Origin of the sequence: Pedobacter sp. AJM (genome assembly GCF_002197755.1) — a bacterium.
Taxonomy (GTDB): Bacteria; Bacteroidota; Bacteroidia; order Sphingobacteriales; family Sphingobacteriaceae; genus Pedobacter.
On record NZ_NHOT01000003.1, the window covers coordinates 148,141 to 164,723 of the forward strand.

The window sequence follows — 16,583 nt, forward strand, 5'->3', positions numbered from 1 at the left end:
TTTAGCAGTAGTGCAATTTAAATGATTGAGCTTAACATTTATTTTTTATTTTATATTTGTTAAAATTTTAAAAAATCAATTGCAAAACTTGGCAAAAAAAAACATTCTGGTTGTTGAAGATAACCATGCTATTTTAGATGTAATTACGCTCATTCTAGAAAGTGAAGCTTTCCATGTTGAAGGCTTAAATAATGGAACAAATTTTCTAAATCATGTACAGGAATTCAAACCTGACGTGATCATAATGGACATTATGCTTCCTGATATTGATGGTCGGGTGCTCCTTAAAGAATTAAAAAAAGCAAAGGCTACAAGTCATATACCTGTATTGATGATTTCTGCACGTTATCACTCAAATAATTATATTCTCGATAATGTTTCTGCGGACGATTTCATGGCAAAGCCATTTAATATTGATGAGTTAATGGATAAAATTTACGCATTATTAAAAGCTTAGCACATAAATTTTATTCCAAAAAGGCGTAATTTACTCCTTTTAGTTTAGGTGTTCAGTTATCGGCAAGAAATAAACCTTGCAATAATCATTTATTTCCTGCCTGCATAATTACAATTTTACAGATTAATCCTTCTTTTTAGCTACATCAACTTTCTTGGCATCTTTTGCTGAAGTTACCTTTTCATCTGCACTTTTAGCTTTCCCATTTTTGGGTGCTGTTGCTTTATTTTTTTCTGCTGCTGTTTTTGAATCTTTCATAATAATATTTTAATTAATGTAATTTAATCTTCAGTGGCAATCCAGGCTTTGGCTTCATCTATTTCATCAGGTTTAAATCCCCTGGAGTTGCCTGGTGTTAAAAAAGTAAAAAAATCAGAAAACCATTCTACACTTTTTTCAGCACTTATCACAGCAATTTTCTTCCACTTGGTAAAGTTTTGCAAACCTGCTTTAGCATCCTGAATCCATGCGCCTGTAGTGAAATTTTTAACTTCAGTATCCAGTACCAGTAAATACCTGATTTCTCCGAAACGATCTGATGTTCTGGCCAGGCCAGGAAGCAGAACGTCTTTCAAATCATCGGCACTTACCACACCAGTAGCCCGAACGCCAAAAATATGATCGGGTAATCCCGTAATTTCAGTTAACATATAAAATGGTTTTACTTAGAACAGCACGAACACTTAAGAAGTTTGAATAATATTAAAAATCTGGAAAGTTGTAAAGCATTTAAAACTCTTATCTTCCTGATAACGTTATTAAAACAACTTTAATAAAAACAATAAATTAAAACTATGAAAAGCAATTTAAATAGGCTACTGATAGCCGCACTGTCTGTAGCCATTACAGTTTCCGCCTGTACAAACACGACCAAGACCAACACTTCTACTGATTCTTTAACTGCAGATTCAACAGCGAGTACCGGTTTAAAACCTGCTGGTCCGCCACCAGAATGGGGACAAAGCATTAAGCCGGAAATGCAGTCAGTGATTGAAAAATTAGCAAGCTATGGTGATAAACCCATAGAAACACTTAGTGCTGCAGATGCCAGAAAAAATCATACGCCTACTGATGCCGTTATGGATCTGATCAAAGTAAATCACATAAAATTACCTGCTCCAATGGTTGATACTACCGGAAAAGACATTGATGTTCCAGGTGGAAAAGTTCATTTACGCATTTATACACCGAAATCAGGCAATGGTCCCTTTCCTGTAATTGTTTATTATCATGGCGGTGGTTTCGTTATTGCAAATCTTGATGTTTACAATGCTTCTGCTCAAGGCCTTGCAGAACAGGTTAATGCAGTTGTGGTGTCAGTAGCCTATCGTTTGGCACCAGAAAACAAATTCCCCACCGCACATAACGATGCCTTTGCCGCATATGAATGGGCGATTAAAAATGCAGTGAGCCTGAAAGGAGACCCGGCTAAAATTGCTGTTGTTGGAGAAAGTGCTGGTGGAAACCTGGCTGCAAACGTTTCCATTATGGCCAGAGATAAAAATATTATGGTTCCGGTACACGAAGTTTTGGTATATCCTATTGCACAAGCCAATATGAATACGGAATCTTATAAAATGTACGCCAATGCCAAACCACTAAATAAAGCCATGATGGCCTGGTTTACGGAAAAATACCTGACCACAATGATTGAAGCACAAAACCCTAAAATTTCCTTGGTAAATGCCAAATTAAAAGGATTGCCACCAACCACTATTATTACTGCAGAAATAGATCCTTTGCATGATGATGGCACCATGTTGGCCAATAAACTGGCTGAGGCAGGCGTAAATATAAATAGCAGAAATTATGAGGGCGTAACACATGAATTTTTTGGAATGGCAGCTGTTGTACCGGAAGCTAAAGCGGCCCAGGCATATGCTGCAGAACAATTGAAAGCAGCCTTTAAATAGAACTTCATTAAAGTTAAAACGCCTGTAAAATTACAAGCGTTTTATTTCACTTCATTGTCTAGTCCTGAAATAGCGATGCAAAAACGCATCGTTATGACAATTATTACAAATTGGGATACCAAAAGCATACCCAAAAAGACTATTCTTATCCTTTAAACATCAGATTGTTTTCGAGATTGAACAGGGTGAACTATCTACAACAGGCGCTTTAAAGAAATAGGTCATCCAGTCTCGCTCGACCATAGTGGGCTGGTTGGATACAAGGAATCGGCATTACGACTGAAAGTTATCATCAGCGTGGAGGATGCTATCAAGCGTATTGATGGAAATTCATATGAATTTTATGTCAGCACTCCCCAGGGTACTGCTTATGTTAAAGTCGAACGCCCTGCGGGCAGAAGGGCTTACATCAGAACAGTTCCGGACAGAACCCAAAAGGATAACCTTTTAAGTTTACCGCAGTGTAAATAACGATTAAATAAAAGGGCTACCGATGGTTGATCAGTAGCCCTTTTATTATCTTACATTACCCAAAGCCCCGTATACCCGCAAAGTGAAAAAGCCAATGAGATTATTGTATATCCAAAGTCAGGTTGCTTACCCAAGTCATATTCTTAAAGTGCCCGGCTCCCTCAAAATCAAAATACCGCTGTTTTAATAACCGCAATCTATATTTGACTGGGAGATAAACTGCCCATTTCGATGCTGTCAATGCTCCGGGATTTGCATAAAGAAAATTCTCCAGGTGAAAATCCAGATCGTCTGATGAGGGAATGAGAAGCTTGTCAAATTCTCCGGTATCCAGCACCTCACTTTCAATTTTAAAACGGCTCTGATCATCATTGAGACTAACATCAATACCGCTCAGATTCCAAAAGAAAGAAAGCGTCCTATTGATACGTGATCCACTGAATGAATACAGGCTGATTTCTTTTGCTTCAATAAGCATAGGACGCTGTAAATTGGGATCCACGATAAGAAAAACACTAAATTCTGTTCTTAATTTTTCGATCTCTTTTGCACTGTTTTCATCGAGCATCGGATATATTTCCTTGCTGTAAAGGATCTCCATCATTTTTTCACGGATCCGCGGATGTACATCTCCTCCTTCACCAAAAAACAAAGGTCTTCTGCCATCATTTGCCGGAACTACCTCGATCTTTTTGGCATCATGGTCCACAAACCTGATCTTCCAGATTTTAGCCGCCAGTAAAATGTTCTCATTTTCCCTCACCTGGGCAGTAAACGGGATCTGGCCGATCCCGGTACCGGAACTGACGACCTTATAATAGGTCTGCGCATTGAAAACGGTATAAAAATCACGTCCGTTCACAATCTTCTCCCCCTCTACCCCAATAATCAGCTCCCTTCCGAGTTCTTCTAAAAAATCTATCGAAATCAGGTAATCTACAATCTCTACAATTTCAACCTCCGCTATTAATTTAAAAGCATAATTGGATTTTAAACTCCCGACCAGCTCTTTTTTTGTGTTTCCTGAATGCTCCTTGGTGATCGAAAGCGCTTGGTGGAGCAGGATATCATAGGGGTAGTCAATGATTTCAGGAGGTTCGATAAAGCCTTCCAGGTATAAAAGCCAGCCTGCAAGTGATTGCAACAGGCTCCAGGGATTCGTTGCATATAATAAAAGCCTGCTTTTCGCCCCTTCCCTACGCCCACTTCTGCCTACACGCTGTATGAGCGACGCAATACTATGCGCCGCATCTAGCTGCACCACCTGGTCAACCGATCCGATATCAATTCCAAGTTCAAGCGTTGAGGTACAGGCAATGGTAAAATTCCTCCGTAACTTGCTCTTCGCAAATTCCTCCACATATTCCCTTACCTGTTTATCAACGGAAGAATGGTGAGAAAAATAATTCGCATGTCCGCCTACCCGCTCCGCTATTTTCATCAGGCTGACCGCGACCTCTTCGGCCCTTCCCCTGCTATTGGGAAAAACCAATACTTTGGAATCCCTGCTTTCCCTATAAAGATCCTTTAGCAGTTCCAGCGGCAGGGTATTACCAGTCTGCTCAAAATATTTAAAAACGGTATCCAGGTCCTTTGCGGCCGGATCCTTCAGCACAACCGTTCTTTCGGCTTCACCGGTAAACTTTTTGGCCTCGGCGAAATCGCCCAATGTGGCCGATAGACCAACAACCGAAAAGCTGCCCGAATTGATATCCTGAATCCTGGAGAGCAACGATTTCAAATGAACACCCCTGTCCGAACCAATGAACGAATGGATCTCATCGATCACCACATATTTCAGCTGCGAGAAGAGATTCTTAACATCGTATGGTTTATTGACAAACATGGCCTCCAGTGATTCGGGCGTAATCAGCACTATACCCTGCGGAGCCTTGAGCAATTTGTTTTTGAGCGATTTGTTTGCTTCTCCGTGCCATTTGGTCACTGTAATCTCCATATCAGAGCAGAGGTCTTCCACCCTCATGAACTGATCGTTGATGAGCGCGATGAGCGGGGAAATGTAAAGCACGGCAACCCCGCCCTGGTTGAAATCCAACTTGGACAATATCGGCAGAAAAGCCGCTTCGGTTTTCCCTGAAGCAGTCCTGGATGCAAGGATATAATGTCGGTCATCGCCCATGATCTTTTTGATCGCGACTGACTGGATATCACGGAAGCTTTCCCAGCGTTTATCCCTGACAAATTTTCTTACCGCAGGAGATAACAGGTCGAATGCTGTCACAGCTCTTCGATCCCGTCCAGGATCAGGTCATCAGGCCTCTCATCGGAAATCTGCACCTGGGAGAACAGGCGGTTTTTATCCAGTCCCGGGTTCTGCCGCAGTATATTGAGGATATTCAGGAAATCGCGGATTACCTCCCTTGGCGTCAAAAATTCATCTGCCCCGGGCTTATTGAACAGCTCTTCCATAAAACTTAAAATGTCCTCATCAGTGATCGCTATTTCCGATTTATAGTTAAAATCAAAGATCAGCTTGAGCTTCTTTAAAAGCACAAATATCTCATTGTTATCCAGCGGCAATAGCCTGATCACCGGTTGGGCAAAATCCCTGATCCCTACAGTCTCGAACTTATTGGTTTCAAGCCTTGTTTTCAGCGCATTATAGCTGAATAGTCCCCGGCGCTCGTTCTGAAGGAATTCAAAAGTGCCGGCAAAGTTGAAAAACAGGTGGGAAACCTTTCCCTGAAAACAGTCGTTATAAATACTTAATATCTTTTCATAGTTTTTCTCCCTCATGGCAGCAGTGGAAATCTTATAAAGGTTAATCGCCTCATCAAGATTGATCATAAAGCCGCTATAACCTATGCTCACAAAAAGTCTGGTAAAGTTCTTGAGCATATCATAATAGTTCAGGTCATTGATGATCTCGCGCACACCCAGGTCTTGTCTGGCCTCGGTCCTGGTGCTATATTCACCCTTTAGCCATTTTAACGCATTTCTCCTGAGCATATCATCGCCTGAAATATAGGCCTGGTAATACTTTAGCACTACTGTCCCAAAATCAAATCCACCGCTATCCGAAAGTTCATTGATCGTTTTCATAATCGCATTCTGCACAAGCGGCAGGTTGGCCTCCTCACGCATCGAATGGATCGGTAGCTGGTTTTCTTCTGCCGTTCTGCTCACCACCTGCTCAATCCATTTCTCAAGCAATGTCGGCAATGCGCCCCCTTCGGGTTTGGTCTGGATGGCGATGTTATCCATGATGGCAGCATAAAGTGCAAGTCCCTTCCCATCATTGGCATACAGCCTGTTATCTGGGGTAAAATCGGCTTTTGCTACCACAAATTTTTGCTTCAAGGCGACCGTATTGAGCAGGTGCAGGATAAAGGATTTCCCCGAACCGAAATCCCCAATCCAGAACTTTACCATACTGTGTCCATTCTTTACATCTTCAAGTGCAGCAACAACTGCATCGATCTCTTCGGACCTTCCCACAGTAATATGCTGTATCCCGATCTTTGGGACTACACCGCCAATAAGTGAATTGATGATCGCTGTAGCCTCTTTTGGCTTTAAATTTTCTATCATTTTGCTAAAATATTTTGATAATAATTTTTGTAAATCACGTAATTGTCCTCCTCTTCCTCAATCAGGACATCATCGATAAAATCATAACAGCTTTCATTGATACTGTCTATAAGCTGGTTTTTAAAAACACCTTTTTTCCTGGCTATCTCTTCGATCTCATCCTGCGGTACCGCAAAATTATTCCTTTCAAAATGAATAAGAATTTCACTTTGAATAGCAGAGAGTTTAACCTCATCTGTAAACACCTTGGTTTTGTCCTGGGCAACAGATACCAGCACAAGGTCCGGCAGATCAGGCACGGTCAAAACCGGCATGACAACCTGTTCATCTTCATCCTGTAGATATTTTTCCAGCAGTTTTACTGTACCGGAATGCTTTTGCTTGATCGCCTCGATTGCATCAGCGTTGAGTGAGATTTTCCTGCGTTTGGGAAGCAATACCGTTGATACTGCAGAAAGGGCCTGTGCTAAATCCCTGTTTGCAATAAGGTTTTCGATCACCACCTGGAAATCATGCAATTGCTCATCGGTTTTAAACAGCTTTTTGATATTGGTTTTGTTCAATGGCCTGTTATCAAAAGTTTCTGATAACAGATCGCAATGGATATAATGCACATATAACCTCAATGCCGCCTGTGGGTCTATGGTAGCGATGTCCTTGGACGCCTCATAATAGATCATCTCTTTAGATGGATTGGAGCTGTTCAATTCCGCCAGGTCCAGTACCATGTCAATATAACGCTGCGTATCTTTTTTAAAATCCCTGCTGATCACCTCAAAAGCCTGCTTCCATCTTCCGGGGCTCTGGGCATACAGTAACCGCTCTGTTTTCCGATCGGGCATATCGACCCGGGGAATCCATACCTGCAGGACCTGCGAGAGCTTATCGCTTATCCGGGAATTGTATTCACGCAAGACCTCTTCATCATTGATATCCAGATCGGTATTGATCTTGCGGGTGTGCCCGTAATGAGCACGCAGTGCATTCTCGGCATGCTTGAAAATATTATAGTGGATATCCAATAGGGAAGATAGCATCGTAAGTTTATAGCTATAATCATTCAGTCCGGTTTTAAAACGATTCCGGGTCATCAGGTCGGCTACCGTGTTGAATTCAACTTCGATGGCCGTCCCCTGTTTCCTGTATTTATAGGACAGATCTTCCAAAATGAGCACGAAAAGCTTAACGATTTCTTTCCTGCAGAAAGGAATGCTGCTGAAATTGTTGCTGGGATACCATAACTGGTTCAGGATATGTACCTGCTGGTCATTAAGGTTTAACTGTTTTTGATATTCGTCACCCAACTTATCTAGCTGCATGGTACCGTTGTATCCAGGATTTGAAAACGGGATCCGTTCACCGGCACCGGTAACGTCGATTATGGATAGTTCCATTTATGTTAATGATGAAGAGTCCTTAATTTAGCGTCTGACAATTGTAGAAAGATAAAAGCATCCTACATTACCATAGCCACTAATATAGCCAAATTCTGACCGGATTTCCAAATCAAATCAGCTATTATTTACCCTCACAATGTAGCTCTAAACCAGCTATCAGAATGGGCAGCTGAAATACTATTGATTGTTATTGTTACTTACGAGCCAATTGAATATGCTAAGACAGTTATTTCCATTGTAAATACACTAGCTGATTGGGGGAATAATCACAGAAATAAATTACAGAATGACTGTCATTTGTAAAGGAATCAAAATGAAAAGAACTTTATTTAATAATGCCCATCATCATTCTTCATAAGAGCATAACTAATGTCCGTTTAAGGTACTGAATGATCAATGTGCTTTTATTCCTGCCGTAATATGGCCAACTGCAGGTTTAGATTCCCTATTGCAATTGTGTATAACCAATCCTAAAAATCCTGTTCCAAAAAAAAGAGACAGAACTCCGTTCTGCCTCTCTACCTCAAACTAAACATTACCTAATCAATAATGTAAATGTTTTTATTATGCTAATTTCTTACCCGCCTTGATAAATAAATTCGCTATTTTCTTCACATCAGAACCTGTTAAGAATTCATCGAAACATTCTGCTGCGTGAGATTGTGTAACTGCTGTACCATTAATACCTGTAATCTGAACGCCAGCCTGAGTTGTATTTTGCTCTCCTGCATAAACTGCGTCTACTGCCGAAACACCAGTATCATTACCATTTGAAGTGTAAGCGATCCAAGGCTTTAACGCAGATGCACCTGATACATTCGCAGCCACCATTTGGCGGATATGTGATGCGTGACGAGCCTCTACAGAGTGAATTTGTAAAGCAGTTGTTAATACTGGCATACCTTTCAAAATTGGTGCCTGACCTTTGTAAGCCCTAACACCTGTATCTTCAAAAGCCAATGCTACTTTTAAAAATGTTTGATAATTGGTATCTACGTCTGCAAAACCACCACCGGCTGTGAAATCAAAATCAGCATATACATATTGATCAGCACCACTGATGTTCAAAGCACCTTTCAATAAATCTACGTGTGCACGTTCATGGTTACGAATGGTTGTGATTGCTTGTCTTGCAGGTCCGTCAGGGATATAAGTAGAATTGGCCAATGTTAAGGCATGGTTATAATAATTATATTCCAGGTATTCTAATGCTAAAGCAAAATTTAGTACATCATTAACAGAAGATGGATTAGTTTGTCCATAAGCTTTTTGAAATAATGAACCCATTGCTAATGGTAATGCAGCCATAGAAATTTTCTTTCCAACATTGAAAAAATCTTTCATTGCACTGCGTCGCGGACTTAATCTTTCATAGATCTCTCCATCCACTTTTTCTATTTGGTCTAATATATTTAAGATATTCATGATTGCTGAGTTTTAAAGATTAAAGGTTAATTACGTTAATTTTTGTTTTGATATATTTTCCGGCCGCGGCTAACACTTTATCTGGCGTAAGTGCCCCGTCTAATCCACCAGCAACGTTAGCACCTAATGAAGTCAATTCATTTAAATTTGCAAAACTTCCATTAGAAATGATGTCTCTGATATAAGCGGCGTGACGTGCTTCTACTGATACGATTTTACCTGCCGCTACCAGGTAAGCGTCTGTTGTAATCCGTACACCAGCACCATTATATGCGGCTACACCTAAATCTTCAAATGTCATTGCTGCACCCAAAACGCTGCTAGCACTTGTGAAATCAATAGAAGAGAAATCTACTTCAAGGCTTCCAATCGCAGCTGTACTTAATACATTTTTCAAAAACTCTCTGTGTGCAATTTCGTGGAATTGAATATCCTGGAAATAAGCTTTTTGAGCAGTAGTGAATGACGATGGTGGTGCAGATGCCACTTTAACATAAAATGCAGCTTCTAGTTGTTCTAATGCATAAGCATAATTTAAAACACCAATTTCATTTTTAAAATCTAAGGTCGCCCCAGTCATTACGTTTTCAACACCACGGTCTTTTCTACAACCGGCCGCAACCAAGGCAATACCAGCTGCACTTGCTCCGGCATACTGAAGAAAAGATCTTCTGCCTAGTGAGCCTTTAAATAAACTTTCTTCCTGAAGTTCACTTTTTGTTTCTAGTTCATTGTTTTTCATAGTCATCTATGTTTTAGGTTTTTGAATTCGTTTGATGATACATACGTGACAATTAATCCGCTGGTTTTTCATTTTTGATTTTTTTTTATTAAGTGATTTTAATACATTCACCAACCTATAGCTATGATTACACTAAAAGCCATTATTGTTGATGATGAAGAGTTCGCGCGATCGTCGTTATTTTTTTTATTACAACAAAATTGTCCGCAGGTAGAAATCACAGGAATCGCTAAATCGGTAGCCGAGGCCAGGGAATTTTTAGCCCATCATCCCATCAATCTCATTTTTCTGGATATTGCGATGCCGGGTGGTAATGGTTTTGAACTCATTCCTGATGCCCAAAAACACCATGCTGTAGTAATTTTCACCACCGCATATGATCAGTATGCCTTAAAGGCTATTAAGGCAAATGCACTGGATTACCTGTTGAAGCCCATCGACATTGATGAATTAAAAATAGCTGTTGATAAAGTTGCCGAATACCTCAAACGTTTTCAAAACCAGAATGAAATTGATGAACGGATTTCTAATCTGGCCTCAACCCTCAACAATAAATCGGAAATTAAAAAGTTAACCCTACCCTACGGACAGGGCTTTAAAATGGTTGATGTTGATGATATCATTTATATTGAGGCAGACAGCAACTATTCTGTACTTCATTTTGCCGATCAGGATAAAATTACCGTTTCGAAAGTTTTAAGGGAGTTTGAAGAACTTCTTCCTTCTGATCAGTTTGTACGCATCCATAAATCGAGTATTATTAACCTCAATCATTTAAAAGAATATAATTCTAAAAACGGATTGCAGGTTTTCTTAAAAAACGGAGAGAGCATTAATATATCAAGAAGAAGAGCAAGCGATTTTTTTGAGAAAATTAAACTTTTTATCAAGGCTGGAAGTGACCACTAATTTCCTTTCAACACTATTAAAAGCAGATCAAATGGTTAAGAAAATGCAGGTTTTTCATCATTATTCTTTCATTTTCGCCTTGCTGTTATTGCTTTTGCAGCCTGCTGACCTATTTTCTCAAACAACCTACCTGCCACATTATACTTCGAAAAACGGCCTGGCCAGTAATAATTGCTATTATATTCTGCAAGACAAAAAAGGCTTCATCTGGATTGCTACCGACAATGGGGTTAGTCGCTTTGATGGAACCAACTTTCAAAATTTCACCATTGAAGACGGCTTGCCTGATACACAGATCCTGCAGATGAAGGAAGACAAAAGTGGCCGGCTATGGTTCTTTTCACTAAACGGGCAACTCAGTTATTTAAAGGATGGTAAATTTTATAATAAAAATAATGACCAGCTGCTCAGAAAACTTAATTTCAATACCGTAATTGTATCTTTTCTGATTGACAAAAGCGGAAAAATATGGCTGGGTACCAACTCCAATTTAATTGTTTGCTGGGATGGAAAAATGATCAGAAAGTACATTTCTCCTAACCCTGATGATAAATTTATCAATGCTTTTATTCATGAAGACGAACAGGGAAATATCCTGGCCTATAGTGATTTAAGCGTTCAACGGTTTAATGGCAAAACATTTTCAATCCTCCGGTCAAAAGTACGCCCCATTTCATATATGACGGCCTGTAACATGCCTGACCAATCTCTCATTTATCTTGATCAGGAAGGACTTAAAGTGTTAAAATCGGGCAAAATAAATAACCTGATTTCCATTCCACAGAACCTGATTAAAAACATGTCAGGCTATTTTTATTATGATCAGTCATTAAAAGAAGTATGGTTGGCCAATGCGAATGGCACTTTTGCTTTGAATAAAAGCGGAAAAACAATACAATACCTTCAGGATATTGCGGTAAATCAGGTAATGAAGGATAGTAACCAGAATATGTGGTTTGCCACAACCACAGGAATTTATATGTTGCCGAATGCCAGTAACAGACTTTCCATTATAGATGCAGAATCCGGCCTGAGCAGCAATGTCATCAAGAGCATTACCAAAGATGCGAAAAACCGCTTATGGCTGGGCACTGATGACGCTGTTATTGATATTCTGAATATTCATAATTACCAGATTATGGAAGTAGGTTTAGATGATTTTAAAAAGTACAAAACCATCAAGCAACTCTCCTTCGATGCACAGAATGAATCGATTTATTTTGCATCTGATTACGGAATGGGTGTTTTTAAAAACATTTATAAAAATACAGATGATGTCAGCTACCTGAAAGAAGCAAATAATTCCATGTTTGTGATTAAGCATTTTAGTTTAAGTGGAAATAATAATCACCTGGCTTTGGCATTATCATCCGGTGTTGTTTTCTTATCCGATAAAGCACGAAAATTTGAATTTAATTCACTGAAATATAAAGAAAAAGAAGATTTTTTTAAAGACAGGTCTTACCACGTTTTTTATGACCATAAAGGAAATTTATGGTTTTCGAATATTAATGGTTTATCTGAATTTTCGAATGGCCGCCTGATTAAACATTATGAACATGAACCGCTTTTAACCAAACGGATTAATGATATCCAGCAACTGGCTGACGGCACGCTGATTCTGGCAACAGATGGCTATGGCTTAATCTTCTATCACGAAGGCAAAATAACCAAACAGATTACCCAGGAAAATGGGTTAACCAATAACATCTGTACCAAACTTTTTATTAAAAACAACGAAATCTGGGTACTTACGAATAAAGGCGTAAACAAGATTACCAATTACCCGCAGGCCCCGGCAGTAGCCAATTTCGATTATGGGAAAGATTTGCTGAGTGATGACATCAATAGCTTATTTATTGATGATAGTACCGCCTATTTCGCTACGAATAAAGGGCTGATATTATTTAAATACAACAATAAAAATATTAGCAGGAATTTACCAAAGGTTTACGTTACCTCTGTAATCAAAGATAATGAACGCTTACCTATTGATAAGGAAAACTTCACCTTCGAAACCGGAAACAGCACTATCCTATTTACCTTTAGCGCTGTAGATTTTACCACCAGCGATATTACCTATCGCTATCGCTTAAACGATCATTCTGCCTGGTTGGAAACCAGAACCAGAAGGTTAGATTTTTCATCCCTGCAATCCGGAGATTATGTTTTCGAAGTATGTGCAAAAAGCCAAAACGGAAACTGGGGCCCGTCAGCCAAGATCGCTTTTACGATTAAAAAGCAATTCTGGCAAAGCCTATGGTTCCTGTCAGTTCTGATTTTATTAGTGGCATATATCTTTTATAAGGTGGCTGTTTACATTACCCGCAAGCAGAAAGATAAAGAACAGGAACAATTACTCCTGAAAAATAAAGTGCTGATGCTCGAACAACAGGCACTTCAGGCCATGATGAATCCGCATTTTGTTTTCAATGTAATGAACTCCATCCAGCATTACATCAATACGCAAAATACGGCATCGGCAAATAAAGTGCTAACTGGTTTTGCACGCCTGATCAGAAAAAATCTGGAAATTTGTACCAAAAGCTATATCTCACTGGAAGAAGAGCTCGAATACCTTAATCTTTACCTGAAACTGGAAAAAAACCGTTTTGGGGATAAACTACATTATATTTTTTCAATTGACCCGGAAATAGACCTTGGCGATACTTTTATTCCCTCCATGCTGTTGCAGCCTTATGTAGAAAATGCCATCTGGCATGGTATTATGCCAAAGGAAACGGAAGGCCAAATCCAGATCAACATTAAAATGCTTGATTCCTTTTATCTGAACATCGAAATTATAGATGATGGTATTGGAATCGAAAACTCTTTAAAAAATAAAAAGGATACCCATATCAGTAAAGGTATGCAACTGACGAAAGAACGACTGAACCTGTTGGCGCAGATTGAAGCAAAACCTATACACTTAAATGTGCACCAAAATGCTATAAATGGTACAACCGTGTCAATTTCCATATCGTTAAAATAATAATTTACCGTTTACTCAATTATTAATACCACTCACTAAATAGAACTTCCCGGGATCATGGTTTAGCCTTAAACTTGTGTTAGAAATAAACGATAGTGTTTATCAAAGACGTTCTTATAGGATTGATATAGATATTTAATAACCTAACCTAAAGCTATATCTTAATTCAGGTTTCATTTGTGTGTTGAAAGCGGTCTTGTTTTTTAAAAAGCGAGACCGCTTTTTTTATGCCTGAAAATTATATTTTTGTATATGCTCCAGCAAGACATTAGCAAACACATTGAAGCCCTTATTTTTTCTTCTGTTCAGAGTATCAGCATCCAGGAGATTAATCTGGCTTTAAATTCGGTATTACAAGAGGAATATACTGAAACGTATATCCTGGAGTGTATAATGATGATTGAGGAAAAATATAAGCAGGATGAATTTGCGATTGAACTGGTAAATTTAAACAATGGATACCAGTTTCTCACTAAAAAGGATTTTCATGAAACCGTTAATCAGCTTCAGTTACACCGTTCCAAGAAAAAATTAAGTCAGGCCGCTATGGAAACCCTGGCAATTATTGCTTATCGCCAACCCATTACCAAGCTGGAAATCGAACAAATCAGAGGTGTAAATTCAGATTATTCTGTGCAGCGTTTGCTGGAAAAAGAACTCATCAGCATGGAAGGAAAAGCGGAAACGCCCGGCCGTCCAATTCTTTACCGGACCAGTTCATTATTCATGGATTATTTTGGTTTAAACCATTTAAACCAACTTCCACAGTTAAAAGATATCGCAAAAGATGAAAATGCAGTCGGTGAAAACATAGAGTAAAATAATTTAATTTCTTTGCTGTCAGATTGTTATTAAAAAAGTTTTTTTTTGTATTTTTAAACTATAAAATCAATCTTTATTTTTGTGTTATGAAAGCGCCAAAGAAACTCCCAAACAAGCCAACTACCAAAAAACAGGTAGACGAAGATGACGATCTTGAAGATGACGACATTCAAACAAAGAAAGTAAAGTCTCATGATGATGATGAAGATGATTTTGATGTTCCATTAGATGACCTGGACAATTTTGACAACTTTGATGATGATGATGACGATTATTAATATTTAAAAAATGATATATTTGAAAAAGCATCCTGCCTGTTGGTTGGATGCTTTTTAATTTTAAAAACATTTCATGCAAATTATACAGGTAAATAATTCAGCCCTTAAAAAAGATTTCTTAGACGTTCCGAAAGTGCTTTACAAAAATGATAAGAATTGGATCTGTCCTTTAGATAGTGAAGTTGAAAATGTTTTTGATCCGCAGAAAAATGTTTTTTTCACCCATGGTAAATGTACCAGATGGGTTTTAAAGGATGAGTCAGGAAAACTGATTGGTCGAGTGGCTGCCTTTATCAATGAAAAAAAAGCATTTCAATATGACCAGCCAACAGGTGGAATGGGCTTCTTTGAATGCATTGATGATCAGCAGGCTGCTTTTTTGTTATTTGATACCGCAAAAGCCTGGTTAATGGAAAATGGGATGAAAGCCATGGACGGACCAATTAACTTCGGAGAAAATGATTCTTTCTGGGGCTTACTGGTGGAAGGTTTTACTCCTCCTTCTTTTGGAATGAATTATAATTTCCCATATTATAAAAAGTTTTTTGATGCCTATGGTTTTACAACGGCATACGAACAACTGACCAATCACATCAATTTAACCGTTCCTTTTCCGGAGCGATTCACCAAAATTGCAAATTGGGTAAGAAATAAACCAGGTTACACTTTTGAATATTTCAGTAAGGCAAATGCTGAGAAATACATTAATGATCTGATGGAAATCTATAATGACGGCTGGCAAGACTTTGAAAATTTTGTCCCCATTAAAAAAGAAACATTAGAGGCGAGTTTTAAAAGCATGGAACCTATCATGGATGAACATTTGATCCAGTTCGCCTATTTTAATGGGGAGCCTGCTTCTTTTGTGGTATTAATTCCGGATGCAAACCAAATGATTAAGGGTTTTGACGGGAAACTGGGTTTGATTGAAAAACTAAAATTTGCTTACCGCAGATGGGTTGGGGTAACCAGGATGCGTGCCATTGTAATGGGAACCAAACCCAAATTTCAGAAACATGGCTTAGAATCGGTTTTATTCATCAGATTAGGAGAATACGTACTGCCTAAAAACCAATATAAAGAACTAGAATTAAGCTGGGTGGGAGATTTCAACGCGCAAATGATTGCCATCCATAAAGCTACAGGTGCTACTTTTGGCAAGAAGCATTTAACCATGCAAAAGGTTTTTAATAAACAGGATTAAAGATCAAGGAACAATGAGCAAGGAGCAAATTAAACCATAATATCTTCACTCCTTGCTCATTGTTCCTTATGCTTCAATTCACATTCCCAATTTATCATACAAGTCGATGACCTTCTTGCGAAGTTTATTGATTTCCTCGTCTTTTGCTGTCAGTTGCTCGCGTAATTCATTTGAATTGACAGATGAACCCTGATCTACGGTTTCACCAGTCAATAACATCATTACAGGCACTTTAAATGTTTTGGCGATTTGCAGTAACCTGGAAATATTAAGATCCGTTTGGCCAGTTTCAATTTTGCAAAAAGCAGGAGTTGAAATATTCAGCTGTTTGGCAGCTTCTGCCTGACTTAAACCAAGTGCTACCCTGCTCTTTTTAATCCGATCTCCAATGCTATTCATGTTTTTCAAATTAGAGGTGAAA

General features: G+C 38.9%; 16 protein-coding genes. 8 read left to right on the top strand and 8 right to left on the bottom strand.

The genetic code is table 11. The annotated features are described in order from the left end of the window. Positions 1 to 88 precede the first annotated feature (88 nt). Complete coding sequence (locus CBW18_RS06485; protein ID WP_088301305.1) at positions 89 to 457, top strand: response regulator transcription factor; 369 nt, start codon at positions 89 to 91, stop codon at positions 455 to 457. A gap of 123 nt (positions 458 to 580) precedes the next feature. Here CBW18_RS06485 and CBW18_RS21730 read toward each other — a convergent pair whose 3' ends face one another. Both CBW18_RS21730 and CBW18_RS06490 read right to left on the bottom strand, forming a co-directional pair. Then, on the bottom strand, positions 581 to 715 hold the full coding sequence (locus CBW18_RS21730) for a hypothetical protein (RefSeq protein ID WP_256387651.1): 135 nt from the start codon (positions 713 to 715) through the stop codon (positions 581 to 583). Positions 716 to 738: 23 nt separating this feature from the next. Then, a complete protein-coding gene (locus tag CBW18_RS06490; RefSeq protein WP_088300501.1) occupies positions 739 to 1,107 on the bottom strand; it encodes an STAS/SEC14 domain-containing protein in 369 nt (122 codons plus the stop codon). 144 nt (positions 1,108 to 1,251) lie between these two features. Here CBW18_RS06490 and CBW18_RS06495 point away from each other — a divergent pair, with 144 nt between their 5' ends. Together CBW18_RS06495 and CBW18_RS21830 are read left to right on the top strand one after the other, a co-directional pair. After that, on the top strand, positions 1,252 to 2,370 hold the full coding sequence (locus CBW18_RS06495; RefSeq protein WP_088300502.1) for an alpha/beta hydrolase: 1,119 nt from the start codon (positions 1,252 to 1,254) through the stop codon (positions 2,368 to 2,370). A gap of 249 nt (positions 2,371 to 2,619) precedes the next feature. Then, positions 2,620 to 2,841 (top strand): DUF3892 domain-containing protein, encoded by a 222-nt coding sequence (locus CBW18_RS21830; RefSeq protein ID WP_371566714.1) that lies wholly within the window; start codon positions 2,620 to 2,622, stop codon positions 2,839 to 2,841. A gap of 100 nt (positions 2,842 to 2,941) precedes the next feature. On the opposite strand, the gene CBW18_RS06505 is transcribed toward CBW18_RS21830, so the two are convergent. From CBW18_RS06505 to CBW18_RS06525, 5 genes are all read right to left on the bottom strand, one after another. Further along, positions 2,942 to 5,083 (bottom strand): DEAD/DEAH box helicase, encoded by a 2,142-nt coding sequence (locus CBW18_RS06505; protein WP_088300504.1) that lies wholly within the window; start codon positions 5,081 to 5,083, stop codon positions 2,942 to 2,944. Next, positions 5,080 to 6,393, bottom strand: coding sequence for an ATP-binding protein (locus tag CBW18_RS06510; protein WP_088300505.1), 1,314 nt, complete (start codon positions 6,391 to 6,393; stop codon positions 5,080 to 5,082). Before CBW18_RS06510 ends, CBW18_RS06505 begins: the two co-directional genes overlap by 4 nt. After that, on the bottom strand, positions 6,390 to 7,787 hold the full coding sequence (locus CBW18_RS06515) for a tellurite resistance TerB C-terminal domain-containing protein (RefSeq protein ID WP_088300506.1): 1,398 nt from the start codon (positions 7,785 to 7,787) through the stop codon (positions 6,390 to 6,392). Before CBW18_RS06515 ends, CBW18_RS06510 begins: the two co-directional genes overlap by 4 nt. Positions 7,788 to 8,354: 567 nt before the next feature. Beyond that, positions 8,355 to 9,215 carry a ferritin-like domain-containing protein gene (locus tag CBW18_RS06520; protein ID WP_088300507.1) on the bottom strand — a complete coding sequence of 287 codons (861 nt, stop codon included), beginning with the start codon at positions 9,213 to 9,215 and terminating at the stop codon, positions 8,355 to 8,357. A gap of 19 nt (positions 9,216 to 9,234) precedes the next feature. Further along, positions 9,235 to 9,957 carry a ferritin-like domain-containing protein gene (locus tag CBW18_RS06525; protein ID WP_088300508.1) on the bottom strand — a complete coding sequence of 241 codons (723 nt, stop codon included), beginning with the start codon at positions 9,955 to 9,957 and terminating at the stop codon, positions 9,235 to 9,237. A gap of 123 nt (positions 9,958 to 10,080) precedes the next feature. Between CBW18_RS06525 and CBW18_RS06530 the strand changes: the two genes are divergently transcribed. The 5 genes from CBW18_RS06530 to CBW18_RS06550 all read left to right on the top strand — a co-directional run bounded on the left by CBW18_RS06530 (position 10,081) and on the right by CBW18_RS06550 (position 16,162). After that, a complete protein-coding gene (locus tag CBW18_RS06530; protein ID WP_088300509.1) occupies positions 10,081 to 10,866 on the top strand; it encodes a LytTR family DNA-binding domain-containing protein in 786 nt (261 codons plus the stop codon). A 31-nt stretch (positions 10,867 to 10,897) separates the two neighbouring features. Beyond that, positions 10,898 to 13,858, top strand: coding sequence for a two-component regulator propeller domain-containing protein (locus CBW18_RS06535; protein ID WP_088301306.1), 2,961 nt, complete (start codon positions 10,898 to 10,900; stop codon positions 13,856 to 13,858). 252 nt (positions 13,859 to 14,110) lie between these two features. Continuing rightward, entirely contained in the window at positions 14,111 to 14,677 is a 567-nt protein-coding gene (gene scpB / locus CBW18_RS06540; RefSeq protein ID WP_088300510.1) for an SMC-Scp complex subunit ScpB, read from the top strand. A gap of 89 nt (positions 14,678 to 14,766) precedes the next feature. Continuing rightward, positions 14,767 to 14,958 carry a hypothetical protein gene (locus CBW18_RS06545; protein ID WP_088301307.1) on the top strand — a complete coding sequence of 64 codons (192 nt, stop codon included), beginning with the start codon at positions 14,767 to 14,769 and terminating at the stop codon, positions 14,956 to 14,958. Between the two features lie 73 nt (positions 14,959 to 15,031). Then, the gene (locus CBW18_RS06550; RefSeq protein WP_088300511.1) at positions 15,032 to 16,162 is read left to right on the top strand and encodes an N-acetyltransferase; all 1,131 of its coding nucleotides are present in this window, start codon (positions 15,032 to 15,034) and stop codon (positions 16,160 to 16,162) included. A gap of 78 nt (positions 16,163 to 16,240) precedes the next feature. On the opposite strand, the gene CBW18_RS06555 is transcribed toward CBW18_RS06550, so the two are convergent. After that, positions 16,241 to 16,561, bottom strand: a complete 321-nt coding sequence (locus CBW18_RS06555; RefSeq protein WP_088300512.1) for a helix-turn-helix domain-containing protein — start codon at positions 16,559 to 16,561, stop codon at positions 16,241 to 16,243. Positions 16,562 to 16,583: the final 22 nt, after the last annotated feature.

Coding starts and splice junctions, on each gene's coding strand:
- CBW18_RS21730 (WP_256387651.1), bottom strand. CDS start 715: ATGAAAGATTCAAAAACAGCAGCAGAAAAAAATAAAGCAACAGCACCC.
- CBW18_RS06490 (WP_088300501.1), bottom strand. CDS start 1,107: ATGTTAACTGAAATTACGGGATTACCCGATCATATTTTTGGCGTTCGG.
- CBW18_RS06495 (WP_088300502.1), top strand. CDS start 1,252: ATGAAAAGCAATTTAAATAGGCTACTGATAGCCGCACTGTCTGTAGCC.
- CBW18_RS06510 (WP_088300505.1), bottom strand. CDS start 6,393: ATGATAGAAAATTTAAAGCCAAAAGAGGCTACAGCGATCATCAATTCA.
- CBW18_RS06515 (WP_088300506.1), bottom strand. CDS start 7,787: ATGGAACTATCCATAATCGACGTTACCGGTGCCGGTGAACGGATCCCG.
- CBW18_RS06520 (WP_088300507.1), bottom strand. CDS start 9,215: ATGAATATCTTAAATATATTAGACCAAATAGAAAAAGTGGATGGAGAG.
- CBW18_RS06525 (WP_088300508.1), bottom strand. CDS start 9,957: ATGAAAAACAATGAACTAGAAACAAAAAGTGAACTTCAGGAAGAAAGT.
- CBW18_RS06530 (WP_088300509.1), top strand. CDS start 10,081: ATGATTACACTAAAAGCCATTATTGTTGATGATGAAGAGTTCGCGCGA.
- CBW18_RS06535 (WP_088301306.1), top strand. CDS start 10,898: ATGGTTAAGAAAATGCAGGTTTTTCATCATTATTCTTTCATTTTCGCC.
- scpB (WP_088300510.1), top strand. CDS start 14,111: ATGCTCCAGCAAGACATTAGCAAACACATTGAAGCCCTTATTTTTTCT.
- CBW18_RS06545 (WP_088301307.1), top strand. CDS start 14,767: ATGAAAGCGCCAAAGAAACTCCCAAACAAGCCAACTACCAAAAAACAG.
- CBW18_RS06550 (WP_088300511.1), top strand. CDS start 15,032: ATGCAAATTATACAGGTAAATAATTCAGCCCTTAAAAAAGATTTCTTA.
- CBW18_RS06555 (WP_088300512.1), bottom strand. CDS start 16,561: ATGAATAGCATTGGAGATCGGATTAAAAAGAGCAGGGTAGCACTTGGT.